The 25,671-nt window shown below is 52.2% G+C and carries 22 protein-coding genes; 10 read left to right on the top strand and 12 right to left on the bottom strand.

The window, feature by feature from the left end; genetic code table 11:
- The first annotated feature begins 1 nt into the window (after nucleotide 1).
- Both ABJG22_RS12090 and ABJG22_RS12085 read left to right on the top strand, forming a co-directional pair.
- A complete protein-coding gene (locus ABJG22_RS12090; RefSeq protein WP_348020525.1) occupies nucleotides 2–2,779 on the top strand; it encodes a LuxR C-terminal-related transcriptional regulator in 2,778 nt (925 codons plus the stop codon).
- Nucleotides 2,780–2,879: 100 nt separating this feature from the next.
- The gene (locus ABJG22_RS12085) at nucleotides 2,880–3,794 is read left to right on the top strand and encodes a metal-dependent hydrolase (protein WP_348020524.1); all 915 of its coding nucleotides are present in this window, start codon (nucleotides 2,880–2,882) and stop codon (nucleotides 3,792–3,794) included.
- 48 nt (nucleotides 3,795–3,842) lie between these two features.
- On the opposite strand, the gene ABJG22_RS12080 is transcribed toward ABJG22_RS12085, so the two are convergent.
- Nucleotides 3,843–4,943 carry a helix-turn-helix transcriptional regulator gene (locus tag ABJG22_RS12080; RefSeq protein WP_348020523.1) on the bottom strand — a complete coding sequence of 367 codons (1,101 nt, stop codon included), beginning with the start codon at nucleotides 4,941–4,943 and terminating at the stop codon, nucleotides 3,843–3,845.
- Between the two features lie 83 nt (nucleotides 4,944–5,026).
- On the opposite strand from ABJG22_RS12080, the gene cysD reads away from it, so the two are divergent.
- The 4 genes from cysD (at nucleotide 5,027) to ABJG22_RS12060 (ending at nucleotide 9,545) form a co-directional block, all read left to right on the top strand.
- Nucleotides 5,027–5,941 (top strand): sulfate adenylyltransferase subunit CysD, encoded by a 915-nt coding sequence (gene cysD, locus ABJG22_RS12075; RefSeq protein WP_348020522.1) that lies wholly within the window; start codon nucleotides 5,027–5,029, stop codon nucleotides 5,939–5,941.
- Nucleotides 5,941–7,866 (top strand): sulfate adenylyltransferase subunit CysN, encoded by a 1,926-nt coding sequence (cysN, locus tag ABJG22_RS12070; RefSeq protein ID WP_348020521.1) that lies wholly within the window; start codon nucleotides 5,941–5,943, stop codon nucleotides 7,864–7,866. Before cysD ends, cysN begins: the two co-directional genes overlap by 1 nt.
- 8 nt (nucleotides 7,867–7,874) lie before the next feature.
- Nucleotides 7,875–8,606, top strand: a complete 732-nt coding sequence (locus ABJG22_RS12065) for a 3'(2'),5'-bisphosphate nucleotidase CysQ (protein WP_348020520.1) — start codon at nucleotides 7,875–7,877, stop codon at nucleotides 8,604–8,606.
- Between the two features lie 96 nt (nucleotides 8,607–8,702).
- Nucleotides 8,703–9,545, top strand: coding sequence for a class II aldolase/adducin family protein (locus tag ABJG22_RS12060; protein WP_348020519.1), 843 nt, complete (start codon nucleotides 8,703–8,705; stop codon nucleotides 9,543–9,545).
- On the opposite strand, the gene ABJG22_RS12055 is transcribed toward ABJG22_RS12060, so the two are convergent.
- The 8 genes from ABJG22_RS12055 to ABJG22_RS12020 form a co-directional block, all read right to left on the bottom strand.
- The gene (locus ABJG22_RS12055) at nucleotides 9,542–10,168 is read right to left on the bottom strand and encodes a hypothetical protein (protein ID WP_348020518.1); all 627 of its coding nucleotides are present in this window, start codon (nucleotides 10,166–10,168) and stop codon (nucleotides 9,542–9,544) included. The genes ABJG22_RS12060 and ABJG22_RS12055 overlap by 4 nt on opposite strands.
- 18 nt (nucleotides 10,169–10,186) lie before the next feature.
- Nucleotides 10,187–10,438: a hypothetical protein gene (locus ABJG22_RS12050; RefSeq protein WP_348020517.1), complete on the bottom strand. Its 252-nt coding sequence runs from the start codon at nucleotides 10,436–10,438 to the stop codon at nucleotides 10,187–10,189.
- Nucleotides 10,439–10,607: 169 nt separating this feature from the next.
- The gene (locus ABJG22_RS12045) at nucleotides 10,608–11,021 is read right to left on the bottom strand and encodes a holin family protein (protein ID WP_348020516.1); all 414 of its coding nucleotides are present in this window, start codon (nucleotides 11,019–11,021) and stop codon (nucleotides 10,608–10,610) included.
- Nucleotides 11,022–11,166: 145 nt separating this feature from the next.
- The gene (locus ABJG22_RS12040; protein WP_348020911.1) at nucleotides 11,167–11,706 is read right to left on the bottom strand and encodes a glycosyl hydrolase 108 family protein; all 540 of its coding nucleotides are present in this window, start codon (nucleotides 11,704–11,706) and stop codon (nucleotides 11,167–11,169) included.
- 104 nt (nucleotides 11,707–11,810) lie between these two features.
- Nucleotides 11,811–12,506 (bottom strand): endonuclease/exonuclease/phosphatase family protein, encoded by a 696-nt coding sequence (locus ABJG22_RS12035; RefSeq protein ID WP_348020515.1) that lies wholly within the window; start codon nucleotides 12,504–12,506, stop codon nucleotides 11,811–11,813.
- A 16-nt stretch (nucleotides 12,507–12,522) separates the two neighbouring features.
- A complete protein-coding gene (locus ABJG22_RS12030; protein ID WP_348020514.1) occupies nucleotides 12,523–13,068 on the bottom strand; it encodes a DsrE family protein in 546 nt (181 codons plus the stop codon).
- Between the two features lie 28 nt (nucleotides 13,069–13,096).
- Nucleotides 13,097–14,890, bottom strand: coding sequence for a gamma-glutamyltransferase (ggt, locus tag ABJG22_RS12025; protein ID WP_348020513.1), 1,794 nt, complete (start codon nucleotides 14,888–14,890; stop codon nucleotides 13,097–13,099).
- Between the two features lie 123 nt (nucleotides 14,891–15,013).
- Nucleotides 15,014–15,613 (bottom strand): TetR/AcrR family transcriptional regulator, encoded by a 600-nt coding sequence (locus ABJG22_RS12020; protein WP_348020512.1) that lies wholly within the window; start codon nucleotides 15,611–15,613, stop codon nucleotides 15,014–15,016.
- A gap of 168 nt (nucleotides 15,614–15,781) precedes the next feature.
- Here ABJG22_RS12020 and ABJG22_RS12015 point away from each other — a divergent pair, with 168 nt between their 5' ends.
- The 4 genes from ABJG22_RS12015 (at nucleotide 15,782) to ABJG22_RS12000 (ending at nucleotide 22,003) form a co-directional block, all read left to right on the top strand.
- Nucleotides 15,782–18,133, top strand: a complete 2,352-nt coding sequence (locus tag ABJG22_RS12015; RefSeq protein ID WP_348020511.1) for a TonB-dependent receptor — start codon at nucleotides 15,782–15,784, stop codon at nucleotides 18,131–18,133.
- Nucleotides 18,134–18,195: 62 nt separating this feature from the next.
- Nucleotides 18,196–19,410 carry an MFS transporter gene (locus tag ABJG22_RS12010; protein ID WP_348020510.1) on the top strand — a complete coding sequence of 405 codons (1,215 nt, stop codon included), beginning with the start codon at nucleotides 18,196–18,198 and terminating at the stop codon, nucleotides 19,408–19,410.
- Nucleotides 19,407–20,288, top strand: coding sequence for an alpha/beta hydrolase (locus ABJG22_RS12005; protein WP_348020509.1), 882 nt, complete (start codon nucleotides 19,407–19,409; stop codon nucleotides 20,286–20,288). Before ABJG22_RS12010 ends, ABJG22_RS12005 begins: the two co-directional genes overlap by 4 nt.
- A gap of 341 nt (nucleotides 20,289–20,629) precedes the next feature.
- Nucleotides 20,630–22,003 (top strand): DEAD/DEAH box helicase, encoded by a 1,374-nt coding sequence (locus tag ABJG22_RS12000; RefSeq protein WP_348020508.1) that lies wholly within the window; start codon nucleotides 20,630–20,632, stop codon nucleotides 22,001–22,003.
- Nucleotide 22,004: 1 nt separating this feature from the next.
- On the opposite strand, the gene ABJG22_RS11995 is transcribed toward ABJG22_RS12000, so the two are convergent.
- The 3 genes from ABJG22_RS11995 to ABJG22_RS11985 form a co-directional block, all read right to left on the bottom strand.
- A complete protein-coding gene (locus tag ABJG22_RS11995; RefSeq protein ID WP_348020507.1) occupies nucleotides 22,005–23,174 on the bottom strand; it encodes a CaiB/BaiF CoA-transferase family protein in 1,170 nt (389 codons plus the stop codon).
- 12 nt (nucleotides 23,175–23,186) lie between these two features.
- Nucleotides 23,187–24,641, bottom strand: coding sequence for a coniferyl aldehyde dehydrogenase (locus tag ABJG22_RS11990; protein ID WP_348020506.1), 1,455 nt, complete (start codon nucleotides 24,639–24,641; stop codon nucleotides 23,187–23,189).
- A 95-nt stretch (nucleotides 24,642–24,736) separates the two neighbouring features.
- The gene (locus ABJG22_RS11985; protein WP_348020505.1) at nucleotides 24,737–25,615 is read right to left on the bottom strand and encodes a CoA ester lyase; all 879 of its coding nucleotides are present in this window, start codon (nucleotides 25,613–25,615) and stop codon (nucleotides 24,737–24,739) included.
- Nucleotides 25,616–25,671 lie beyond the last annotated feature (56 nt).

Here is a 25,671-nt window from a genome sequence, read left to right as displayed (position 1 = left end):
CATGTCGGAAAATCAGAACACCTCGCGCAGTTTTGGTTTGATCAACACAAAGCTAGCCGCCTACAATCCAGGATCGAATACGGTTGATCGAGAGCGTTTGATCCATGCCGTGCTAAGCGATGACAGTCCCGCCAACGTCATCACTATTACGGGTGCTGCTGGCTCCGGAAAGTCCATTTTGATGGGCCAGCTGAGTCAGAAGATTGCCCTTCAAGGCCATGCATCCTGCTGGATCAGTCTCGACAGCGAGGATGATGAACTCTCTGCGTTTCTCTCCTATTTTACTGCGGGACTATCGCAGATAAAGGCGAGATTGGGAGAGCGAGCATATCAAATGATTGACTCCAACCATATTGGAGAACCGTCAGTCATTTTCAGAACAATTTGTGAAGATATCAGCCAATTGTCCTCACCAGCTTTTATCTTCCTAGATGATTTTCAGCATATCACGGAACCATCAATCCTCGAGGGACTGGATAGTTTCATTGGCGCTGTGCCCAAAACGGTGCGCCTCATCGTCGCCAGCAGGTCGAAAATCCCACTCTCGCTCAGCAGACGGAAGATTGCCGGAACATCGCTGGAACTGGACCAAAAAGCGTTGAATTTTTCGGTCGAAGAATCAGAGCGGATGCTTTGCGATATAAACAGCCTTCCGCTCGGGCGAGATTCTGTACAGTCGCTGACCACAACAACCGAAGGGTGGGCTGCCGGCCTTCAACTGGCTGCGTTGGCGCTCAGCAATAGTGCCAATAACGCGAACGAACTGATTGAGAACTTCACCGGCGCCAATCAAAATCTATCAAGCTATTTGATGGAAAGTGTGTTCCGGATACAGACCGTAGCTGTTCAGGATTTTCTCCTCCGTACCGCTCCGCTGGCAAGGATGAATAGCGCTGTTTGTGCATCAGTCACGGAACAGGAGGATGCCAAAGGAGTATTAGAATATTTGCGGACCAACAATCTGTTTCTTATCCCACTGGATGAGGACGGGGTCTGGTTCCGATATCATCACTTATTCGCTGAGTTCCTAATTTCGGAACTTCGGGGGGCAGACGAGGAACTTTATCAAAAGATTTGCGGTCGAGCCAGCGACTGGTTTCAGGAGGAGGGGTTTAACACCGAAGCCATCCAATATTTGTTGTCGGCAGAAAGGTTTCCCGAAGCGGCGGAACTGATCGCAGAAAAAGGGCTTAATGTAGCGCAGCATCTAGGAGATCATCGGACGATATTGGATTGGATGCGGCGGTTACCGGTTTCGTATCACGATCATCATCCGTTTATCGGTTTAAACCACGCCTGGTCACTGATGTTCGTACGTTCATGCGTGCAGGCCCGAGAAATTGCTGAGAATGTTGGGAAGAATCTGGGTCAAAGAGACGATGGCCGATGGGACCTGACAGAGCGAGAAATATATAGCACGCAATGTCTAATAGATGTCATTGAATCCATATCCTATGCTACTGGCGATGCTTCAGAAAAAGCACGCGATTTTACCGAAGCGGCATTGTCGAAATGGACCGAAGCCACCTGTTTTCAGCGAGGTGCTCTGCAAAATGCTCTTTCCTACAGCTGTATCGCCAATCTGGAATTTGAAAAAGGCTTGGAAGTTGCTGAAAAAGGCCGCTTGTTGGGCCTGGAAGCGCAGGCAGATTATGAGATTGTCTGGGCCGATTGGATTAGCGCGATATTGTGCGTCAAACTTGGGCGGTTGCGGGAAGCAGATTCACATCTCGTAAAAGGTCGAGAGAGGGCTTCCCGTTTCATGGGTCCCCAGTCCCACGCCAATACATTAATCTCTGTTCTTTTTGCCGAGATATTCTGCGATCGCGGAGACTTTGCTGGCGCTAGAGCCAGCCTCGGTGAGAGCTCCAGCTTCATATCGGTATTGGGTTCAATGGAACCCCGCCTGATATTGTATAAAACGGAGGCTAGGATTTTGGCAGCCAATGGTCAGATTGACGAGGCCATAGCGCTACTTCAATCCGGTCAAGAATCCGGTCTTGTCTCAGAGACGCCACGGATTGCTGTGTTTCTCGCTGCCGAGCAGGTGAAGCTCCTGATCAGAAACTCCCGGAATGATGAGGCCCTTTCGGTCGGTCGACGGTGGGGCTTTATCGATGGAGAGAATATATTCGGCGTCGACTATCAGCGTGAAGTCTCGCTTCTGTTGCAGCGCGAAATGAAGGCGCGATTGTTGCTCGCGGAACAGAAATACGGACAGGCACTGACCATCATTACCGATCTGACGAGTCGTGCGAAATCAAGGCAGCGTGGCCGTTCGTTGATTGAACTCACGGTTTTACGCGCCTTGTGCTTATGGTCTCTAGATCGGGAAAGTGAAGCTCTCCGGGCCTTTGCGGCTGCTACAGAAATGGCCGCTCATGAAGAGTTCGCGGCGCCGTTTATTGAAAACAGTGGGCCCATAGTCGAAATGCTTGAAATCATCGTCAAGCAACGTTCTCAAACGTCGACCAGCTATCTAGCGGAAACCGTCGAGTTTGAGCGGAAGATATTCGAAGCGCTGACCGGTAATCCGATGGAGTCTCCTCAGGAATCCGATCAGGGCTTGGAAAGCACTGTTATCGAACAGCTAACGAAAAGGGAGTCTGAAATCCTGAATTTGCTCGCCGCAGGAATGGCAAATGACCAGTTGGCCGAGACACTTTTGGTTTCGGTCCCGACGGTGAAATGGCATTTGCACAATATCTATGAAAAGCTAGACGTAAGAAACCGAACTGCGGCCATCGCTTCCGCGAGGCAAAGGAATCTTATTGCTTGAGGGCTGAGGTTTACGCCGATTGAAAGCCGAACCATACTAAAGGTTGGGGACATCGACCGAGCAACGTGCAATATTTCATCCATAAATATTGGAGAGTGAGATGTTACAGGAATCTAGCAAGGCGACGGAACTCGGCCATCCCATGGACGACATTCCTATTCGGCCCCTCGATTTTCAATCTGAAGAGCTAGACGAAAAAGCGGTGCTTTGGAGTCAGTCCTCACCCCATGCTGCAATTTTTTTGAACGCATTTAGCGCGCATGTGCCCTATTTTGAGAAATATCTCGTCCGCACCATGACCAAAGCTCTCAAAGTCATCAAAGATGAGGGGCTGGCCAAAGATGTTGAGGCCATTATCGGCCAAGAGGCCCATCACGCTCGGAATTTTATAGAGTTTAACAAGATCATGGCGCGTCGTTATCCGAAGGTGGGGGAAATGGAACTGCGCAACAAGCAGGATTTCTTCCAATGGGCCAAAGAACAGGAATTGAAGGAATTGGTTGGCTTTACCGCAGGGTATGAGACGTTCACTTTCCTAGCCGGTATGATTGTCTTGGCCAGTTATGAAGAATGGATGGCTGATTCCGATCCGACAATGAAAGCGATGTGGGTTTGGCACCAGGTTGAAGAGGTAGAGCACGGTGCGGTCGCGTTTGAAGTCTATAAATATCTATATGCTGATCATGAATGGTATCGCAAATATATGATCGCAAAAGCGCTGCTGCATATAGCCACTGAAGTGCTCAAAGCCTATCTGGCTATGTGCAAGGCCGAAGGCTATTTTAAGCGACCAGGTTCAGCAGTGAAGGCGCTATCATTCATTACCGTCAGCTTTTCGAAAATGGTCTGGTACTGCCTGCCGACATTTTCAAAAAAATATCACCCGCGCCACCATCCATTGGCAACCACCAAGCAGAACAAGGTCGCTGTCGCATGGCGCCGGTTCACGAAAGCTGGCGGTGACCCATTGAAGATTGATCGAGAAAAAATGGAAAAAATCGTTGGATTTTCTTAATATCCAGCTCTTCGGGATATTTCGCTACGAACTGTATTTATAACTATCTTAGGTCAATGCGACGATGCTCGCCAAGATGAGCCGTACAAGATCTGCCTGACCGCGCGTTCCGGTTTTTGCATAGATACGCTTCGAATATAGGCGCGTGGTTTCATGGGTTAGGCCGAGCAGCGTTGCGGCTTCCCTAATCGATACGCCGCGACTGATATGGAGCGCTAGCCGCGCCTCCTGAAGCGTGAGGCCAAAGAGATTGGCTAAATGATGGCCGCGATCGATGCTGCTGGATCGTTCACCATGAATAAAGGCTATTGCGACAGGCTGAAGGGTGCTGGTTAAATCCGCTGGCGGATTGGTCAGCAACATATCCAGCCATGGTTCATCGGAAAGATGGACGGTTCGGACAGCGCTTTCGCCAGCTTGCCGCATCGTCAGGAATTTGCGTAAGATGCCCTGCGCATCGGCTTGCTCCACTATCAGGCGGCCGTCAGGCGATTTGCGCAAAGTCTCGGCTTCCTGCACCAACGCCTCGGCCTGCTCGCTCATATCAATGATCCTGCCGGCCCCATCCAGCATGAACCAACCGAAGTTGAGACGCATGATCGCATCCGCGGAAATACCCGCCTTTAGCCGTTGCCGCTCCAGCTCGGAATGGGTGCCTGCCGCGATGGCAAGGTGGTTGGCTAGAGAACCTAATAGGGCCCCATCACTTGCTGAAAAATCACTGTTTTTGCGTCCAAGCGAAATCCAGATTTGCCCGCCATTGGGTTCCGCCACCCGCATATTGCGGGCGAAGCTGATATCAACATCCTGCATGAACAATGCTTTGAAACGATTTTGAAGGGGATCGTCGGAATCAATCAATTCGTCCAAGGAATAGACCCGGTTGGGCCGCATTGCATTATGTGGAGGCGTTTTGGAGCTTCCGAAGTTCTGATGGTAGATTCCGTTTATATCTTCAGAGCCATGATTGCGTGCTGGAATTTGGATGGATTGGAGCCAATCATGGTCACCCTGAAAAAGGAGACTAGCGTAGTCTGCTGCGGTTCTGCGGCGCAACTGTTCCAGAAAATCTTCCCATGGAGGCGCGCCCAGAGTGCCACGGTGCAGTGCCGCGATCAGATCATGTTCTTCACTAAGAATTACAGCCATTTCTCGCATATATCCCATTTGGGAACTGTATGCGAGCAGAAAGCAGCTAATAGGGCTTCGAATCATTGGAAATGGACTGACATGTGACCCGGATATTGACTCATTTAGAACGGCTTGAGGCCGAAGCGATCCACATCATGCGTGAGGTGATGGCTGATGCAAAAAAGCCGGTGATGATGTATAGTGTTGGCAAGGATAGCGCTGTTTTGCTGCATCTCGCCAAGAAGGCATTTTATCCATCTCCGCCTCCTTTCCCCCTGCTGCATGTCGATACAACCTGGAAATTCAAGGATATGTACGCGCTGCGTGAAAAGGCAGCGCAGGATGCCGGGATGGAATTGATCGTCCATCAAAATGCGGAAGCGAAGGAACGCGGAATCAATCCGTTTGATCACGGTCCACTTCATACCGATATGTGGAAGACCGAAGGGTTGAAGCAGGCGCTTGATCTGCACGACTTTGATGTCGCCTTCGGTGGCGCGCGGCGTGACGAAGAGAAAAGCCGTGCGAAAGAACGTGTATTTTCATTCCGAACCGCCAGCCATGGCTGGGATCCCAAAAACCAGCGGCCTGAATTGTGGAACCTCTACAATGCGAAAAAGGCAAAAGGGGAGAGTATCCGCGTCTTCCCGATAAGCAATTGGACCGAGCTGGATATTTGGCAATATATCTTGGCAGAAAATATCGAAATTGTACCGCTCTACTTCGCTGCACCGCGTTCAACCTATATGCATGAAGGCGGCCTGTTCATGGCTGATGATATTGATCGGCTGGAAAAGGTCATGGGGCATAGGCCCGAAATTACAACGCGTTCTGTCCGTTTCAGGACATTGGGCTGTTTCCCGCTGACGGGCGCGGTTGAGAGTACCGCATCGACTCTTTCTGAAGTGATTCAGGAAATGCTCTTGACCACGACCAGCGAGAGGCAGGGGCGCGTCATTGATAAAGATGAAGGTGGTGCCGGCATGGAGAAGAAGAAGCAGGAGGGCTATTTCTGATGACCGAACATACCGAAAAAGAACCCATTTATCAGACCGAGGCATTGATCGCTGAAGATATTGACGCCTATCTCGCGCAGCATCAGAACAAGGAACTGCTGCGCTTCATAACCTGTGGTAGCGTGGATGATGGCAAGAGCACATTAATCGGTAGGCTTCTCTACGACAGCAAGATGATCTTTGAAGATCAACTGGCGGCATTGGAAGCGGACAGCAAGAAGTCGGGTACGCAGGGCCAAGAGATTGATTTCGCCTTGCTCGTGGACGGCCTCGCTGCAGAGCGTGAGCAAGGTATTACCATTGACGTCGCCTATCGTTTCTTCGCGACCGAGAAGCGCAAGTTCATTGTTGCCGATACGCCAGGCCACGAACAATATACGCGCAACATGGTCACGGGGGCATCGACTGCGGATGCCGCGGTTATTCTAGTGGATGCGCGCAAGGGCATATTGGTTCAGACACGACGCCATTCCTATTTGGCCCATCTGCTCGGCATCAAGAATTTGATTCTGGCAGTGAACAAGATGGACCTGGTGGATTTTAGTGAGGAAACCTTTGATGCGATCGTCGCGGAATATCGCGAATTTGTATCTGAAATCGGCATAGAGAGTTTTACCGCGATCCCGATTTCCGGTTTCAAAGGCGATAATATTACCGAGGCGCCATCGGCAAATACATCGTGGTATGATGGTCCTGCGCTAATCTCCCATCTTGAGAATATCGAGATTGCAGCAACCGCTGCACAGGACAAACCGTTCCGTATGCCCGTACAATGGGTCAATCGACCTAATCTCGATTTTCGTGGTTTCTCAGGTCTTGTTTCCGGAGGTACCATCAAACCGGGGGATCCGGTTCGGATGATACCATCGGGTAAAAACAGTAGAGTGAAAAGCATCGTGACATTGGATGGCGAGCTTGATGAAGCGGTGGCGGGTCAATCGATCACCATCACTCTGGAAGACGAAGTTGATTGTTCGCGCGGTGATGTGATTGCCGCTGCTGGTGATCCGCCAGAAGTGTCTGATCAATTCGAATCCACCATTGTCTGGATGAGTGATGAAGCGTTGAAGCCGGGGCGCAGCTATTGGCTTAAGCTGGCCACGCAAACGGTCAGCGCATCGGTGCAGGAACCAAAATTTGAAATAAACGTCAACACGATGGAGCATCTTGCGGCCAAAACGTTGGAACTCAATGCGATTGGTGTGGCCGAAGTGCATACGGACAAGCCGATTGTTTTCGAGGCCTATGCTAATAGCCGACAGCTTGGCGGTTTCATTCTGGTCGACAAGATTACCAATGCGACTGTTGCGGCGGGTATGTTGCATTTCAGCTTGCGCCGCGCCGATAACGTGCATTGGCAACCAACAACAATATCACGGGAAGAGCATGGGCTCCTCAAAAACCAGACGCCGCGCGTACTGTGGTTTACCGGCCTTTCGGGATCCGGAAAGTCGACGATAGCCAATGAGGTAGAGAAACGCCTCAATCTGATGAACCGTCATACATTCCTGCTCGACGGCGACAATGTGCGGCATGGTCTCAACAAGGACCTTGGTTTTACCGAGGCGGACCGGATCGAGAATATCCGTCGTGTGGGTGAAGTGGCCAAATTGATGACTGATGCGGGACTGATAGTGCTGACTGCCTTCATTAGCCCCTTTAGGGCCGAACGAAAAATGGTGCGCGAAATGCTGCCTGAAGCAGAGTTTATCGAGATTTTTGTCGATACTCCTTTGGAGGTTGCCGAGGCGCGCGATGTGAAGGGACTGTATAAGAAAGCTCGTAGCGGAGAGTTGAAGAATTTTACCGGTATCGATAGCCCTTATGAACCGCCAGAAAGCCCTGAAATCCGGGTCAACACTGTGGAGATGACACCGGCGGAAGCAGCCGAGTTTATCGTTAACCAGATCATGCCGTTGAAATGAGCGAGGCCATGACAGACACCGATTTGGCCGCTCAACTCGCCGAAACGGCGGGGCGCATTCTGCTCGAAGTACGCGACAGTGGAAAGTTCGAAGGCAAGGCGCTTGGCACCGCGGGTGACGAGACTGCCAATGAATTTCTGGTCCAGGCGTTGCGCGATCAACGGCCGGATGATGGATTGCTTTCGGAAGAGAGCAAGGACACTGAAGAACGGCTCAGTAAATCGCGGGTCTGGATCGTCGACCCGGTCGACGGCACTCGAGAATATGGCGAAGGCCGTTCGGATTGGGCTGTGCATGTCGCATTGGCTATTGATGGCGTTGCATCGATAGGGGCAGTCGCATTGCCTGGCCTCGACGGCGGCTTGATTTTGCGCTCGGACAATATCGCAGAACCGGCTCCTTATGATGGCCCGCCGCGCTTGGTCGTCAGTCGCACACGGCCGGCAGCTGAAGCCATTTCCGTGGCGAAGCAATTGGGTGGCGAGCTATTGCCCATGGGCTCCGCCGGAGCGAAGGCCATGGCTGTGGTGCGAGGTGAAGCGGAAATATACCTGCATTCCGGGGGGCAGTTCGAATGGGATAGCTGTGCGCCGGTGGCAGTTGCATTGGCTTATGGTCTGCACTGTTCGCGTATTGATGGTTCTCCGCTCGTCTATAACCAGGAGGATACTTATATGCCGGATCTACTGATCTGTAAGAAGGATTGGGCAGCCAAGGTGTTTGACGCGCTCGGTCGTTAGTCGGGCCTGTTTGGCCAGAACGCATAAGACAGTTGCGATTGCGTGCAATGCATGTCACTTTGATGTCACGAAGAGGTTCAGGAGAAGGAATTAATCATGGCAACCGCTATTCAAACCCAAGAGTCTGTAATGGGGGTTGGTCCCGGTTTTTCTATTCCCGACCCGCATGATGTGGAGAGCCTTCAAGGTAAAGTATCGGACGTGGAATGGCAGTTGCGCTGCGATCTAGCGGCGACCTACCGGCTTTGTGCGATGCATGCGTGGACCGATTTGGTATTCACGCATATCTCGGTGAGGCTGCCAGATGAAGATGGCGAAGAACGGTTTCTGATCAATCCATATGGTGTGATGTTTGATGAAATGACGGCGTCTTCATTGGTCAAGATCGATCTTGATGGGAATATCAAGCAGGACACGCCTTATTTTATTAATCCTGCCGGTTTCACCATCCATAGTGCGGTCCATAGCGCTCGGGAAGATGCGGGTTGTGTGATCCATGTCCACACGCCTTATGGTATCGCCGTGTCCGTCCAGAAGGCGGGATTGCGGCGCTACACGCAATTTTCTATGCAGGTGCACGAAGATCTCGCCTACCATGCTTATGAAGGCATTGCGCTTGATCTGGACGAGCGTGACCGCCTGATCAATGATCTCGGCGAGAAGAACCTGCTGATCCTGCGCAATCACGGCACGCTCACCGTTGGTCAGAATTGCGCGATTGCGTTTCTGCGGATGTATTTCCTCGAAAACGCTTGCAAGACGCAGATTTTGGCGCAGTCAGTTGGTGGAGAAGAGCATCTTCATGAGGAAAATGAAGAAATGGGCGAGCGCGTGCACCAACAAGGAGCAGCTGCTTTTCAGAGAGGGTTGGGCGATAATCTGATCTGGCCAGGCCTGATGCGGAAATTGAAGCGCACCAATCCGGGACATGATCACTAGAGATCAAACGGCTGGCGGGAGAGTATCTCGACTTTCTTGTTCGCGAAGACCGCAGACCCCAGTTCATGTTTCTTCTCGCGCAAGATAGCGTCGCGCTGGTTGAGCATATCGACAATCGGATCGTGGAATTGCTGAACCGCGGCGGTTAGCCAGTCGTTGACTAGCGGATCACCTGGTGCACCGGTCATGTCATAATGGCGCAGTTGCGAGGCAATGGCTTCGGCTGGCATCATATATTCATAGGTTACCCAATAGTTGGTGGTGAACCAGCTGATAGGCATGCCATCCAAGCCAAAGCTCAGCGCCCCGAAATGAACAACACCTTGCGTGTTTTTGCCATTCGGCAGTTTTGCCGGAGGTTGATAATAAGGTTCGACACCATCAAACATGTCGAGTGGTAGGAACATGTGGAAATGCCCATGTTCGCCTTCTTCGCGCTCTTCAGGCTTATGCGCGTGGTAAAACCAGCGCGACTTATTGCCCGGTGCGATGCAATCCCCTTTGGGATAATGCTGATATTCAATGAAAGGGGCGTCTGCCGGTACCACTCTGGGTACTAGCGAGACGCCCTCTTTAGCTATCTGGCTCGTAAGCTCAAACAGCCTTTCTAATGCATTTTCCAATGCTGAATAAGCTAAGGCTTACTCGGTAACTGCGTCAGCAGCTGCACAAGCAGCATCGCCAGCTGCACATGCAGCTTCAGCAGCAGCTTCAGTTGCTTCTTCAGCAGCTTCGGTAGCTTCTTCAGCAGCTTCAGTTGCTTCTTCAACAGCTTCTTCAGCTACTGCAGCAGCGTCGTCAGCTTGTTCTGCACATGCAGAAAGAGCAGGAACAGCAAGTGCAAGGCCGCCAGCTACTGCGAGCATTTTGCGGAAATTGGTTTCGGTTTTCATTAAAATATCCCCTTTGGATGAACTAGACTTTCCCCTTTATCTGCAAAGATACAAGCATGGCAAGCCTATTTCGTAAATATTGCATTAATCCGGCAAATTGGCATGAATTTGCTCCGATTTGGGCCATAAAATCCTCTAATTCGACTGTTTTTTATGATAATAATGGATTCTATTGCTCGACGCCGCGAATCTTTCCCCACTGTCTGGCAACGGTATAGCCAAGATAGCCAGTGCCGAAGAGCGCATAGAGCGGTTCGGGTATCCCGGCGAGATAGGCGTTCATGCCGGTCGCTATGTCGCGGGCTGCTTCCGGACGGAATGCGGCGATCAATCCCATCGGGATAGACCAGAGCAATAGAAGGTACATGACATAGAGAAAGCTTGGCCGTGCCCGGCTTGTCCACGGATCGCTGGATTGCGCCTCCGCCAATATCGCGGACATTTGCACACGGACTTCGTCTAACTCTTGACTGCCTTCCAGTTTGAGAAGTTCAAGCTTGGCCCGATCACGGGCTTCTTTGTCGGGAAGGATTTTGTCTATGATGTTTGATACAGGGCCGATCAGCGTCGATAGAATGGACATTGGAGGGGTTCCTTTCGATTTGCCATATTGCAAAGTTTGTCAAAGTCAGGGCCTAGAGACGGGTTTGCGGGCAGGGCGCATTCAAGAAAGAGGCTGATCTTGACAAAGTTGACAAGGTTATAAGAAAAATTGGTTCGGACGTATTTCAGCCAATCCGGTTGGCCAGCCAGCCATATAGAAATGCCTCATTGGCCGGACGGGTTTCGGCAATCTTTATATAGCGTGCGCCCTGAAGCGCCTCGATCGCTTTGAGCAGCACAAATTGACCTTTGGAGCCGCGTTTGCGCAGCAGACTATCGAGTGCCGCAAGCGTTTTTTCGCCAATCTTGCGATCAATGGATATGTCACTATAGTCGCGACCGTTTCGGTTTAACGCATTCAAACACCGCTGAAGGAAGCCGCTCGCGGTGCCGGTTCCCATATTGATGCCAGTATCAAATAGTTCGGCCGCGATATGGGGTGCTAGCTTTGCGATCTGGTCAAAATTCGGCCGATGCCAATATCTGCGTTTGTAAATCGCCTTTGCCTCGACGCGCGGGAAGTGACGCATATCGCCAGCATAGCCGTGCGCGCGAGCAATAGCCTCGGTGACGCCCCATCGCGTGGGGCCGCCTCGGTCAGCGGGATGATCAGAATAGCCGCCTTCAATGCTAATGACCTTGTCGATCAAGCTTTCGATATCAATAGAGTGGGACATGGGGGTATCGCCTTTCTTTATGAAAAACGATATATAACCTATTTGGTTAGTTGTAGGAAAGAACCCAAAATAGCCCCTCTACATATTGTCTCTTAACCGACGGTGATATTGGCCCAGACGGGAAGGTGATCGGATGCTTTGCGCGCGGCAGGACTATCGTGAACGCCCGCCTCCGTAGAATGAATTCCATCCGAATGCATGATCCGGTCTAGCGTTGCGATTGGTCTGCGGGAATGAAAGCTTCGCCCGCAGGTGACCATCTGGAACGCGCGACTGAAGTCCTTTAGACAGCCGCTGGCGGCGCTCCATTCATTCAGGTCGCCCATTAGAAGCACCGGCATATCCTGTTCTTTTTCTTGAGCGTGCTTGATGATGGCTGCGGCTTGCCGCCTGCGCCAAAGGCCGGACAGATCGAGATGCATGCCGAAAACCGCTAGTTGTTTTCCCTCAAACTCCAAATGCCCAATGATAGCGCCGCGCGGTTCGAGGCAGGGGATGTGCATGATGTCCAGCGCAAGCACTCGCGTCGGTTTGCGGACCAATATTGCATTGCCGTGCCAACCCATGGAATCTGTTTGGACGTCCAATGGGATTGCGCGATAGTCGCTGTGCATTTCCAATAGATTTTGCGGAATGGCAGCGGCTCTTGCGCCGAACCGGCGATCGGCCTCCTGCAGGGTGATGATATCGGCATTTATTTCGTTCAACACGTCGATGATCCGGCCGGGGTTGCGGCGTCGATCTGTGCCAATGGCTTTGTGGACGTTGTAGCTCGCGACCTTCAGCATTCGCTATCTTGCCGGTTTAAAATGGGTTCAGCATATAATCTTGCTGTTGCAGCAAGGCGTGCGTGGTCATGGCAGAAAGCGACATTTTGACGCCCGGTAGAAGGTCGGCATTGCTGATGCCATAGGCGGCGGCGCTTTGACCGCATAAGTAGAATTTTACACCATATTCCTGCAGCTGCGCGATAGCAGAGGCGCTAGCATTTTTTCTGCCTTCTTTACGGGCCGCAAAAGACTCGTGGTTGGTCAGGTCGAATGACGCGCCGCCATGAACGACGATTGCTAGATGAATATTCTCTGTCGGAACACCGGCAGCGACATGCATGTTGATGAAGCGGGCAGCGCTCTCGATTGTCCGGTTGAGCTTTTCGGGATCAGCAGCCTTGGCGACGTCGAAGGCGATGTTGAAGATGCTATCTTGCGCCAAAGGCTCATCCATCTCAACCGGAGCGGTCGGTCCAAAATCTTCAAAAACCGGTCCGGTTTTAAAATTCTCCATCTGTGCGGCGGCAGGCTGCGCCAGCGCCAATAGAGGAAGAAGGGCGGCGAGATAGGATTTTCGCATTGTCGTTCCAGTATATTTTGATGCAGCCTTAATAGCCAATCGCCTGACCATCTTTGCGCATTTCAGTGGCACCGGTGTAGATGCCTGTCTTCGCATCCCGGGTGATCGCCTGATAGCCACCAAACATCACACCATCGCTAACGATTTTGACATCATGCCCCATGGCCTTGAGCCGTTCGATCGTTTCGGCCGATATGCCTGGCTCGACATGCAGGACGCCAAGAAGATTGGCGCCTGTTCCGGCAAGGTCGTTGGTTGGCTGACGGCCGCCATCATGGTTCAGCCGCGCGGCATCGCCGGCTTCCTGCAGGTCCATCCCATAGTCCACCATGTTGACCATTATCTGCACATGGCCCTGCGGCTGCATGCCACCGCCCATCAGGCCAAAGGACATGAAGGGTTTGCCGTCCTTTTTCATGAAGGCCGGAATGATCGTCTGGAATGGGCGCTTGCCGGGTGCATAGACATTGGGGTGATTTGGATCGAGCGAATAGAGTTCGCCGCGATCTTGAAACATGAAGCCAAGACCATCGGCGACCAGACCGCTGCCCATGCCGCGATAGTTGGACTGGATCAGCGAGACCATCATGCCATCTTTGTCAGCAACGGTGAGATAAGTCGTGTCGCCTTCGCCTTCTAGCTTCGGTTCGCCCGGCCCGAATTCTGGCGAAGCTTTTGCCGGATTGATCAAAGCGAAACGTTCCTTCCCATAGGCGTCAGACAGAAGCCATTCTAGCGGGGCTGGGGAGGCATCGGGGTCGGCGTAAAAGCGAGCGACATCTTCAAAGGCCAGTCTTTTGGCTTCGGTGATATAATGCAGCACTTCTGCGCTACCGCGTGGCCATTGCGCCAAATCGACATTTTTCAGGATATTCGCCATTTGCAGTGCCGCGAATCCCTGCGAATTTGGTGGCAGTTCGCACAGCTCGTAGCCCTTGCGATAATCGACGCAGCCCGGCTCTACCCATTTGCTGCTGTGAGTGGCAAAATCGGCATAGCGCAAATTGCCTCCCACGCGTTTGAAATAGGTATCTATAGTCTGCGCAATCTCGCCCTTGTAGAAAGCATCGCGCCCGCCGGTAGCGATTTTACTCAGTGTATTGCCCAGATCGGGGTTTTTGAAAATCTGACCGGCTTTCGGCGCACCATTCGCGAAATAGGTGTCCCGCGCATTGTCGAAATCGCCGATCATCTCGAGATTTTCTTCAAAACGGTTGAGGTTTCTTTGGAGATAATAGCCGATCACTGGTGAGACTGGATGCCCCTCCTTGGCATAAGCGATGGTCGGCGCCAGAATATCAGCCATGCTCAGTTTTCCGAATTTTCCGTGCATTTCGAACCAGGCATCGACCGTTCCAGGAACCGTTATCGGCATCGGACCGAAATAGGGGATGGTTTTACGCCCGTTGAGCTGTTGCATGAACTGCGCATAGCTGGTCCCGATTGGGCTTTTGCCGGACCCGTTCAGACCATAGAGTCTTTGCGTTTTCGGATCCCAGATAATTGCAAACAAATCACCGCCAATACCATTGCCGGTTGGCTCCATCAGACCCAGCGCCGCGTTAGCGGCAATGGCCGCATCGACGGCGGAGCCGCCTTGCTTGAGGATGTCGATGGCAACCTGGCTGGCGAGAGGATGGGCCGTTGCCGCCATACCATGTTGGGCATGGACGGGGCTACGCGACCATATTTCGCCAACCGGCCGTCCACCGGCGCCGATTTCTAGTGCTGGGCTTTCTGTAACAGATGTTGTTTCCTGAGCGGAGACAGGGCTGACCGCAAAGGCAGCCAAGACAAAAGAGGAGAGAAGTAGGGTGCGCATATTATCATCCGTCCTGCTGAATAAGCTCCGCGTCATTCGCGGGCGATTGAAAGGCGCACTCTAGACAGTCTGCTTTTTGCTTCAAGTGGGAACGAGAACTAGTGCTCGTTGAGGCCGGAATAGTTATCGACGAGCAATTCCCTTTGCTAATATCTGATGCGCAACCGTTGCTACATCTTCAGCAGGTTTTCCTTCCGACCAGACACCGTAACGCAAACCCAAGAAAACATTCATACCCATGACGGCCCAAGCATGGGCTTCGTTGAGATCTGGAATCAAATCGCCATTGTCTGATCCTTCATGCAGTCGTTCCAAAATACGATTGGCCGTGCCTTCATAATGAGCATGGTAGCTCTCCGGATCGACAAACTCGGCTTCGTCAATAATGCGATAAATTTCTTTATGCTCGCGGGCAAATTGGAGAAAGGAGGTGAGGGCAGAGCGTTCGCGTTCCAGCGCATTTTCTTCGTCGGACATAGCAGTTGCCGCATGTTCTCCGACTTGCGCGCTCATGTCCTGAACCAGAGCGCGGAACACCTCCTCCTTGCTGTCGAAATAGGTGTAGAAGCTGCCCAGGGCGACGTTCGCTCTTTGGGTAATGGAAACGATCGAGGTCTCGCCAAAGCCATTCGTACCAAATTCGATAGCCGCTGCATCAAGAATAGCACGCATTGTCTTGCGGCCGCGCTCAGTACGCGGCGTTTTTGCTGTTTCTACTAACATATTTTGTTCAAATCTTCCCCGCTCCGTTTTTGCGACTGTCACCTTTTTGGCACGTTTGTCTACGATAATCTGGTTGGCCACAGATTTAAAATTGAAAGATGGTTCATGTTTCATTATTGCGCTTGTGAATCGGGGTGACACCCCAAAAAATAAAATATGGAGAGAAGCATGAGAGACTTTCAACGCGCCATTCGTTTCGCTGCACTGACAACCGTTGCCTTGGGCGGCTTATCCGCCGTACCGCTATATGCGCAGGTCAGTGACGAGACTGCCGAAGAAGGCGATGATTCAAATGTCATTATCGTTTCTGCCCGCCGTCGCGACGAACGCCTTGTTGATGTTCCCATCGCGATCACAGCTTATTCAGGAGAACAACTGGAAAAGCAGGGAGCCGTCGATATTACTGATATCGGTCTGACAACACCGAACACGACGTTGGAATCATCACGCGGCACCAACTCCACGCTGTCAGCTTTTATTCGCGGAATTGGCCAGCAGGATCCGGTTTCAGGCTTTGAACAAGGCGTCGGTATTTATCTGGATGATGTGTATCTCAACCGCCCACAGGCGGCCGTGCTGGATATATATGATGTTGAACGCATCGAAGTTTTGCGTGGCCCGCAGGGCACGCTTTATGGTCGTAACACCATTGGCGGTGCGGTAAAATATGTGACCAAAAGGCTACCGCAGGACCCGTCTTTCAAGGCCCGCGCCACTTATGGCACTTATGATCAGGCAGAAGCCGTTGTTACTGCGAGCATGCCAATTTCCGACAAGGTTCGGATTGGAGCATCGGGTGCACGGCTTTCGCGCGGCGGTTTCGGTGATAATCTGACAAACGGGCTGGAAAACTACAACAAGGATATTTGGGCGGGCCGTGGTACGCTTGAAATCGGTGGTTATGGTGAACCTATTCTGATCAGTATTTCCGGCGACTATACCAAAGACGATAGCAATCCGCGTGGCGGTCACCGGTTGATCCCGGGTGCGGTGTCAGGAGCGCCGGTCCTCGATAATGTTTTTGACACACGAGGCGCTCTTAACGACCCGATCCAGGAAATCGAGGCATATGGTCTGTCGATGAATATCACCGCGAATCTTACTGATACGCTGACATTGAAATCGATCAGCGCTTGGCGGAAAGACGACACCACAACACCGATCGACTTTGATGCATTGCCGGCAGTCGATCTGGATGTTCCTGGCATTTATCGCAACGAACAGATTAGTCAGGAGTTCCAGCTACAATATGACAATGGCCCGCTAAACGCGCTGCTTGGTTTCTATTATCTGGATGCCACCGCCGATACGCTGTTTGATGTTCGGATATTCACAACCTTCGCGGGACTTACTGCCTTTACGCAAGCGGATGTCGATACCGAAACTTATGCCATTTTCGCTGACCTCACCTATGATTTTACTGATCAACTGAGCCTTTCGCTTGGTGGGCGATATACGTGGGACGAACGTACGGCTAGCATATTGCGTCAGAACTTTTTGGGTGGCGGGTCGCCAACCTTTGGCGGCGCTGGTATTCCGCTTGACGAACCAAGCACAGATTTTCAGGGTAGTGCCAAATTCAAGAAATTCACTCCGCGGGCTTCGCTGAGCTATAAGCCGACCCCCGACCATAATATTTATGCGAGCTTTTCTCAGGGTTTTAAGGGCGGTGGTTTTGATCCACGTGGTGTTGGTGTGAATGCGCCTACCGCCAATGCCAGCGGTATCCCGAGCGATGCTGAAGTCGCAACATTTCTGAGCTTCCGGCCGGAAAAAGTCGATAGCTATGAAGTCGGTTATAAAGGAAGCCTATTGGATGGGGGCCTCAATGTCGCGCTTGCGGCCTTCTATATGGATTATACTGATGTTCAGATACCTGGGTCAGTCGCATGCACCGTTGCTGGCTTACCCTCTTTCTGTGGTGTGATTAACAATGCGGGTAAGGCCACTTTAAAAGGCGTGGAATTCGAAGCATTAGCCCGCCTCGGTGAGGATATTGCTGCTAGCCGAGACCAGCTCACCCTATCTGGTTCGCTTGGCTATATTGATGCGCAATATGATCAATATATCACGAATATTGTTGGTGTCCCAACGGATGTCGCGCAGTTCCGCCAGGTGCAGAATACGCCGGAATGGACCGCTAGCGGAACCTTGGCGTATTCCACTCCTATCGGTGCTGGCGACCTTTATTTCGGGACCACTTTGTCCTATCGTAGCAAAGTGAACCAGTTCGAGATTGCCAATCCGTTTATTGATCAAAAGGGTTTCGCCCTTTGGGACGCCAATCTTGTCTACACGGCACCAGATGATCGCTGGAGCATTGGCCTGCATGGTAAGAACCTGACAAACAAGCGCTACAAAACTTCAGGCTATACCTTTGTAGCGGCCGATCCGACGACAGGTGTGATCATCCCCGGCGCGAATGGTTTGCCGGTTGGTACGCTTGGGCCTGAAGGCACGCTTACCGGGTTTTATGGTAATCCCCGTCAGGTCTTTGTTTCGGTTGGAGTTAAATTCTGACCGCTTCAGTTGATAATGTTCCAGACGGGCACGGCCGCACATATCGTGCGGTCGTGCTCTTCATGTTGCTGTTGGTCTATACGTTCAATTTCCTCGACCGGCAGATTTTGGGTATCCTTGCAATTCCGGTCAAAGCTGATTTGGGACTTAGTGATACCGAATTGGGTGCGCTTGGTGGAATTGCCTTTGCGCTGCTTTATTCGACGCTAGCGATTCCGCTCGCACTCATTGCGGATAAGACGAGCCGGACCTGGGTGATCACGATCTCGCTGACTGTCTGGAGCGGTTTTACCGCGCTTTGCGGTGTCGCAACCAACTTCTGGCAGATGTTTCTGTTCCGGCTCGGTGTCGGTGTCGGCGAAGCAGGGGGCGTTGCGCCATCCTATGCGCTGATAGCCGACTATTTTCCCAGTAACGAGCGAGCAAGGGCACTTGCAATCTATTCGCTAGGGATTCCATTGGGTTCAGCGGCGGGTGTTTTATTCGGTGGCTATGTCGCGCAGATGATTGAGTGGCGCACGGCCTTCATTGCTGTCGGCATAGCCGGCGTTGTAATTGCGCCGATATTTCGCTTGATCGTGCGAGAACCAAAACGAGAAGTCGTTTCCACTCCAACGACAGCAGGGCCGACTGAGACAAGCAGTACCGTGTTTCGGATATTGGCCGCGAAGAAAAGTTTCTGGTTCTTGTCATTCGGCGCTTCGATGAGTTCGCTCTGCGGCTATGGTATTGCCTTCTGGCTCCCCAGCCTGATGCAGCGCAGCTTTGGCCTAGACCTGATAGGCACCTCACAATTTTACGGCGCAATTCTTCTCGTTGGCGGGACAGCAGGCGTTCTTGCAGGTGGCTGGCTAGGCGATTATTTTGGTAAGAAAGACCGTGCCGCTTATGCTTGGCTTCCTGCAATTTCATTCATCCTCGGTGTTCCATTATTTGCTGGTGGTATCCTCTCTTCGTCGGTCACAGCAGCGTTTCTATTCTTCCTGATCCCGCAGGCGTTGGCCTATGTCTGGCTCGGCCCGGTTCTTTCGGCTGTCCAGCACCTCGTGCCAGCTAATATGAGGGCGACTGCATCGGCGAGTTTTCTGTTTATCAATAATTTGATCGGGCTGGGATTTGGCACATTGATATTGGGCGCGATGTCCGATCAGTTCAGCCAGACCTATGGTGACGATGGCTTGCGCTATGCAATATTGACCGCGCTGATTTTCTATGTAGCTGCTGCTGTGTTGATGGCATTGGCCGGAAAACATCTGCGGCGAGAATGGGTCGCATGATGGATAGTTATAGCGACCACTGTTATCGCAGCGCCGATGACCGGCTCAATCTATATGCGCGTGACTATAACGAGAATAACGGCGGTATTCCGATCCTGATGATGCACGGTCTGACCCGCAACAGTGCCGACTTTGAGAATATTGCCGACGTTCTGCGCCACAAGCATCGCCTGATCATTCCCGACCAGCGCGGGCGCGGGCGATCAGATTACGATCCCGATCCCGATAACTACACCCCGCAAGTATATGCGCGCGACATGTTTGCATTGCTCCAGTCTCTTGGCATCGAACAGGCGATATTGATGGGCACGTCGATGGGCGGCTTGATCGCGATGCTGATGATTGCGAGCAAAGCCGACATCGCCCGAGCGCTAATCCTGAATGATGTAGGTCCGGAGGTTGCAACTGCCGGGTTGGCCCGACTGCAAGGCTATGTCGGCAAACCGGTAGAAATCGAGGATTGGGACGACGCGGCGAACCATTGTCGCAAAACCAATGAGCATGCGTTTCCTGATTATGGTGATGATGACTGGATAGCCTTCGCGCAACGCACATGTGTTGCAGATGAGAATGGAATTCCCCGACTGGCCTATGACATGGCGATCTCGCAAGGTGTGCAGGGTGATCAACCGAGTGCCGCGCCAGCCGATCTCTGGCCGGTGTGGGATATGATGTCTGAGCTACCGATACTCAGTGTAAGAGGGGAATTATCCGATATATTGTCCCCGGATACGCTTAATAAAATGAGTGCACGACATAGCGGCGTTTTTGAGAGAATTGAGGTCCCCAGTCGCGGTCATGCGCCTATGTTGGACGAGTTAGCGGCGGTTAAAGCAATTGGGTCGTTTCTTGATGCCATTTTGTTGAACAATGGCTGAAGTGTAGGCTCGTTGAACTCTAATGTCCGCTTCCAAGATATATTGGACGTGTGCCATGATAAGCCTTGAAGCCACCGTCCAGACATTCAATCGCACCACCACAAGGCTTGACATAATCGGAAAAACATCTATGTTGCGTTGCAGCAAAGGCGGCAGTGTATGTTGACCGTCTGGCGAGAGTTCTGCGTGAGAGATAACAAGATCATCTCGAACCTATCGCCTTCATTGCTTCTTTTTATTTCCGGCAGCCTGATCACGCGGGTCGTCTTAACAGACGGCGAACACGCGTATAGCTTCTATGCTGTGCGCTGGAAACTTGCTGCTATTACAAGGTATTATTTTTGACCAAATTTTCTGATTTCGCATTGGCGGAACCAATCCAAAAACGTGTGGCCGAAGGCGGTTACACCACTCCCTCCCCGATTCAGCAGCAGGCTATTCCGCCCGCACTGGAAGGCAAAGATATTCTCGGCATCGCGCAAACTGGTACCGGTAAAACCGCTGCTTTCTCGCTACCATCTATTCACCACTTGCTGAACGACAGGAGACGCGCAGGCCGCTTCGAATGCCGGATGCTCGTCTTGGCGCCAACCCGCGAACTCGCGCGACAGATCGCCGACAGCATGATTGGCTACTCCAAGGGCCTCGGTCTCTACGTTACCTCTGCCTTTGGCGGGGTACCCATCAATCGGCAGAAGCGCGTGTTGGAACGCGGCGTAGACGTATTGGTGGCAACACCGGGTCGTCTGTTGGACCTCATCGATCAGCGCTATCTGACCTTGTCCAAAGTCGAAATATTGGTGCTCGACGAAGCCGACCAGATGCTAGATCTCGGGTTCATCGTTCCGCTGAAAAAGATCGTTCCGATGCTTCCCAAGAAGCGCCAGAGTTTGTTCTTCTCGGCAACCATGCCTAAGACCATCTCGCAGTTGGCGGACCAGTTCCTAACCAACCCGGTGCAGGTTTCGGTTGCACCGCAGTCGACGACCGCTGAACGGGTGGACCAGAAGGTCACCTATATCAACCAGGACGACAAACAGCGTTTGCTGAAAGATTTCATCAACAAAGAAAATCCGGATCATATGCTGGTGTTCACCCAGACCAAACATGGTGCGGACAAGGTTGTGAAAAATCTGATGGCTGTGGGTATCCACTCCGCTGCCATCCACGGTAACAAGAGCCAGCCACAACGCGAGCGTGCTTTGGGTGACTTTAGAAAGGGCAAGATCAACATTCTGGTCGCGACCGATATCGCCGCGCGCGGCATTGATGTCGACGGGATTACCCATGTCATCAATTTCGATATGCCGAATGTGTCCGAACAATATGTTCACCGTATCGGCCGGACGGCGCGGGCAGGGGCCAGCGGTATTTCTTACTCGCTTGTGGCTCCCGACGAACGCCAGTTCCTTCGCGATGTCGTAAAGCTAACCGGTGTGAAACCGGAAGTGATTGCCTTGCCAGAAGGTTATGACGAGCCGCCGCGCGAAGAAGTTGCACCCCGGATATATGGTCAGAAGCCCAAGAAATATGGCGCAAAGCCAACCCGCAGCGGACCTCCTAAAAACAAGCATAGTTCTCGCAAAGGTCGTCCTGGCGGCGGTGGTTCGGGACGCGGTGGTCCTGGTTCCAAGGGCAAGGGCGATGGACCGAAACATTGGAACAATGGTGCGAAATCGTTCAAACGCCGTCAGGCGCGCAAAGCGGACGTTTAAGCTATTTTGAGATTAGCGCCTTGCTTTCGGTAAGGGCGCTGATTTCCTTATCATCCATATCCAGCCAATCCTGAAGCGCGGCGACATTATGTTCGCCGCGCTTTGCGGTTTTGGCATTGCTATCAATACCGCTTTTGGATTTTGAAAAGCGATAGGGCGATTGCACGGTTCTGCGCGCATTGCCTTCATCGTCGGTCACATCAACGATGGTACCCAGTGCCTTGACACTAGTCTGTTCATAAACAGCGGGCCCGAAGGGAAAGACCTCGCCCCAGGCGAGATTGAGACGATCCAGCGCAACGGTTAGCGCGTCGAAGCTATCGTAGGACAGGATGTGCTTTTCCATCGCTTCTTGGCGCAGTCGTACTTTCGTAGGAATATCGGCGCCTTCTGGGGTCGGGTCCTGCAAGCCATCTTGGGTCGAAAACATTACCCATAGCCATTTCATGTCGCCGGTGATCAATATCTGCCGGTCTTCCGGCGCTTCCCAGATCAGAGTTTCGGGCGGTTTTGGCCAGATGTCATCCAAGGCAAAATGGGCATAGTCATCGGCAGAATGGAGTACGTTGAGCATAGCGAGGTCAATATGCTGCCCTTCGCCTGTCTGATCGAGTGTGCGCAATGCGGAGAGTATCGCAATGATGCCGTGCAGAGAGCTGTAACTGTCGGCCATGGCGAATTGTATGTCGGTCGGTTTGCCGCCGCTTGTTTCTGCCTGCCGGGCGATGAGACCGCTTTCCGCGTGCAAGACCGGTGCATAGGCTGCGCGGCCGCGCTCCGGACCATTTTGGCCGTAACCCGATATCGAAAGCATTACGAGTTTAGGATTGGTTTTTGATAGATCGTTCCAACCGACCCCAAATTTGTCCATCACACCGGGGCGAAAATTCTCGACAACAATATCCGCCTCGGCGGCCAGCTTATGGATCAGCGCGCGTGCGCCGTCCGCTTTCAGGTCAACGCAGATATTCCGTTTGCCAATATTCAGTTGCAGATAATTGCCACTAACCCCGTTTTCGCGTTTCGCGAGTTTGCGCGTGACATCGCCTTCAGGTGGTTCCACCTTTAGAACATCTGCACCCAGATCGGAGAGCATCCGCGTGGCATAAGGCCCCGCAACGACGCGCGAAAAATCGAGGACTTTAAGCCCCGATAACGGAAAATCTGCCATATTTACCTGACGTTAGAGTTTCATCTGCTGCTTCATGGTCTTTTCCGTACTCGCACCATAAGGCGGAAGGAAACCAGCAATTTTGGCAACATTGATCTTTGGTTGACGATACACCGCTTTGGCGTGGCTGAATTCCTTAAAGCCATCCGGACCAGTATAAGCACCCATGCCCGATGGCCCCACCCCGCCAAACGGCAGGTCATGCTGTGCGATATGGAAGATCACGTCATTCACGGTTGCGCCGCCTGAAATGGTGCGATCCAGCACTTTGCGCTTGTCGCTCTCCGTTTCGCCAAAATAATATAGCCCAAGCGGCCGGTCGTGATCATTCACATAATCGACCACATCATCGAGATTGCTATAGGTTTTGACGGGAAGCACCGGACCAAAAATCTCTTCCTGCATGACCCGCATATCGTCGTTGACATTTTGCAGCACCGTTAGCGGCATTTTATTGCTGTTGGTGTTGGAGAAATCTTCGCTGCTCGGATTAACGACGGTTTGCTTTGCGCCCTTTTGGACCGCATCGTCGATCAAGCCTTGCAGCCTCTCTTTGTGCCGTGCGTTGATGACAGACGTATAGTCGTCATTGGCGATCAGCGTCGGATATTGCTTGGCTGCATTGGACGTGATTCCTTCAACAACCGCGTCTTCCTTATCCTCTGGAACCAAAAGATAGTCGGGCGCCAAGCAAATCTGCCCAGCGTTCATCATCTTGCCCATGGCGATGCGTTGGGTTGTCTTTTGCAGATCAGCGTCAGGACCAACGATGGTTGGTGATTTGCCACCCAATTCGAGCGTCACTGGGGTCAGATTTTGTGCAGCGGCTGCCATAACATGCTTGGCAATTCCGCCACCGCCGGTGAAGATGAGGTGATCCCATGGAATTTCTGAAAAGGATTTTCCGGTTTCCGGTCCGCCGGTAATCACGGTCATTTCCTCGGGCGAGAAATAGTCGGCAACCAGTTTTTTGACGAGTTCGCCCGTTTCTGGGCAGAATTCGGAAAATTTGATGATCACGCGGTTGCCAGCGCCGAAAGCGCCAATGGCGGGATCAAAGGCAAGGTTGATCGGGAAATTCCAGGGAGCAATTACGCCGACAACGCCTTTGGGTTGATATTCTACCTGACCACTTGCGCCTAGCAGGCCCAAAGGAAAATCCATCTTCCGCTTCTCTGGCCGCATCCATTTTTTCAGGTTTTTCTTATGATCCTTGGCATGGCCAACAACCGACATCAGATCGGTCATAACGGTTTGGACGCTGCTGCGATGTCCAAAGTCATTGGAGACAGCTTCACAAAGCGCATCTTTATTGTCGATAATCATCTGAGCGGTACGGTTGATCCGGTCCATCCGGGAATCGTAGCTGACCGGCAACTCAGCATGAAACGCATCGCGCTGCGCTTGAAAAAGCTTCATGATTTCGTCTTTGCTGACTTCGCCAGCGGCTGCTTCCAATGCTTCCATTTCTGCTCTCCAAAGGGCAGGGCTTCAACGCCCCATCAAATTCGTTTCGATTGACTACTTAAACGGATTTTTGGGAGTTTGTCGAGGGTTAACCTCTAAGATTCTAGGGCCGCAATGGCTTCAGCAGTCGCGACCAGTTGTTTGGCTTGCTTCAAGTGTAAAAGCTCCGTCATCTTCCCGTCGACGACAATCACGCCTTTGCCAGCATTGATTGAATCTTTGAATGCAGCGATTATGGCACGGGCTTCCGCGATTTCATCGGCATGCGGGGCGAAGCTTCTGTTTGCGGTTTCAATCTGTGCCGGATGAATCAGAGACTTACCGTCAAAGCCAAGTTTCTTGGCCTCCAGACACGCAGTCGTTAAGCCGTCGGGGTCGTTGAAGTCATTATAAACGCTATCGATGATATTCAGGCCATATGCGCGTGCGGCGATAACCGCTTGGACCATAACAGGCGCGAAAATGGCGTGGTCATGATCGGCCCGCATTTCCTTTGCCAGATCATTGAAGCCCATGACAAAGCTTGTCAGTCGCTTTTGCGGGCCAAGAGCTGCAATTTCTCCTAGATTTAATATTGCTTGAGGCATCTCGATCATCGCCCAGAGCTGGGTATCGAGGCTTGCATCCTGGTCTTCCATGAAATCGGTGATCTCAATGATGTCCTGCGCACTCAATATTTTCGGCACTAGCACTGCGTCTGCCTGGCTGAAGCAGGCCTGCTTTAGGTCTTGAGCAAACCAGGGCGTGTCCATCGCATTGATCCGCACGACGAGCTCTCGTTCTCCATATTCGCCCGATTGTAATGCCGCGCAGGCCTGTTCCCGCGCCACTTCCTTTGCATCTGGGGCCACAGCATCTTCCAGATCAAAGATGATGGTGTCGGCGGGCAGGGTCTTTGCCTTTTCCAAAGCACGCGCGTTTGATGCGGGCATGTATAGGCAGGATCGGCGGGGGCGGTGGGGTGCATTTGTCATGTTTTCATCTTAGCATCGCCGCAGACACCCACAAGACCTACTGCGTCGGGCGCGAA

The organism is Parasphingorhabdus sp. (assembly GCF_039939955.1).
Classification (GTDB): domain Bacteria; phylum Pseudomonadota; class Alphaproteobacteria; order Sphingomonadales; family Sphingomonadaceae; genus Parasphingorhabdus.
Note: the sequence above shows the minus strand (reverse complement) of the source record. Positions and strands in the feature narration are given on the sequence as shown.

Coding starts and splice junctions, on each gene's coding strand:
- ABJG22_RS12080 (WP_348020523.1), bottom strand. CDS start 4,943: ATGGCTGTAATTCTTAGTGAAGAACATGATCTGATCGCGGCACTGCAC.
- ABJG22_RS12010 (WP_348020510.1), top strand. CDS start 18,196: ATGTTGCTGTTGGTCTATACGTTCAATTTCCTCGACCGGCAGATTTTG.
- ABJG22_RS12020 (WP_348020512.1), bottom strand. CDS start 15,613: ATGTTAGTAGAAACAGCAAAAACGCCGCGTACTGAGCGCGGCCGCAAG.
- ABJG22_RS12045 (WP_348020516.1), bottom strand. CDS start 11,021: ATGTCCATTCTATCGACGCTGATCGGCCCTGTATCAAACATCATAGAC.
- ABJG22_RS12065 (WP_348020520.1), top strand. CDS start 7,875: ATGACAGACACCGATTTGGCCGCTCAACTCGCCGAAACGGCGGGGCGC.
- ABJG22_RS12050 (WP_348020517.1), bottom strand. CDS start 10,438: ATGAAAACCGAAACCAATTTCCGCAAAATGCTCGCAGTAGCTGGCGGC.
- ABJG22_RS12035 (WP_348020515.1), bottom strand. CDS start 12,506: ATGCTGAAGGTCGCGAGCTACAACGTCCACAAAGCCATTGGCACAGAT.
- ABJG22_RS11985 (WP_348020505.1), bottom strand. CDS start 25,615: ATGACAAATGCACCCCACCGCCCCCGCCGATCCTGCCTATACATGCCC.
- ABJG22_RS11990 (WP_348020506.1), bottom strand. CDS start 24,641: ATGGAAGCATTGGAAGCAGCCGCTGGCGAAGTCAGCAAAGACGAAATC.
- ABJG22_RS12005 (WP_348020509.1), top strand. CDS start 19,407: ATGATGGATAGTTATAGCGACCACTGTTATCGCAGCGCCGATGACCGG.
- ggt (WP_348020513.1), bottom strand. CDS start 14,890: ATGCGCACCCTACTTCTCTCCTCTTTTGTCTTGGCTGCCTTTGCGGTC.
- cysN (WP_348020521.1), top strand. CDS start 5,941: ATGACCGAACATACCGAAAAAGAACCCATTTATCAGACCGAGGCATTG.
- ABJG22_RS12090 (WP_348020525.1), top strand. CDS start 2: ATGTCGGAAAATCAGAACACCTCGCGCAGTTTTGGTTTGATCAACACA.
- ABJG22_RS12060 (WP_348020519.1), top strand. CDS start 8,703: ATGGCAACCGCTATTCAAACCCAAGAGTCTGTAATGGGGGTTGGTCCC.
- ABJG22_RS12015 (WP_348020511.1), top strand. CDS start 15,782: ATGAGAGACTTTCAACGCGCCATTCGTTTCGCTGCACTGACAACCGTT.
- ABJG22_RS12030 (WP_348020514.1), bottom strand. CDS start 13,068: ATGCGAAAATCCTATCTCGCCGCCCTTCTTCCTCTATTGGCGCTGGCG.
- ABJG22_RS11995 (WP_348020507.1), bottom strand. CDS start 23,174: ATGGCAGATTTTCCGTTATCGGGGCTTAAAGTCCTCGATTTTTCGCGC.
- ABJG22_RS12085 (WP_348020524.1), top strand. CDS start 2,880: ATGTTACAGGAATCTAGCAAGGCGACGGAACTCGGCCATCCCATGGAC.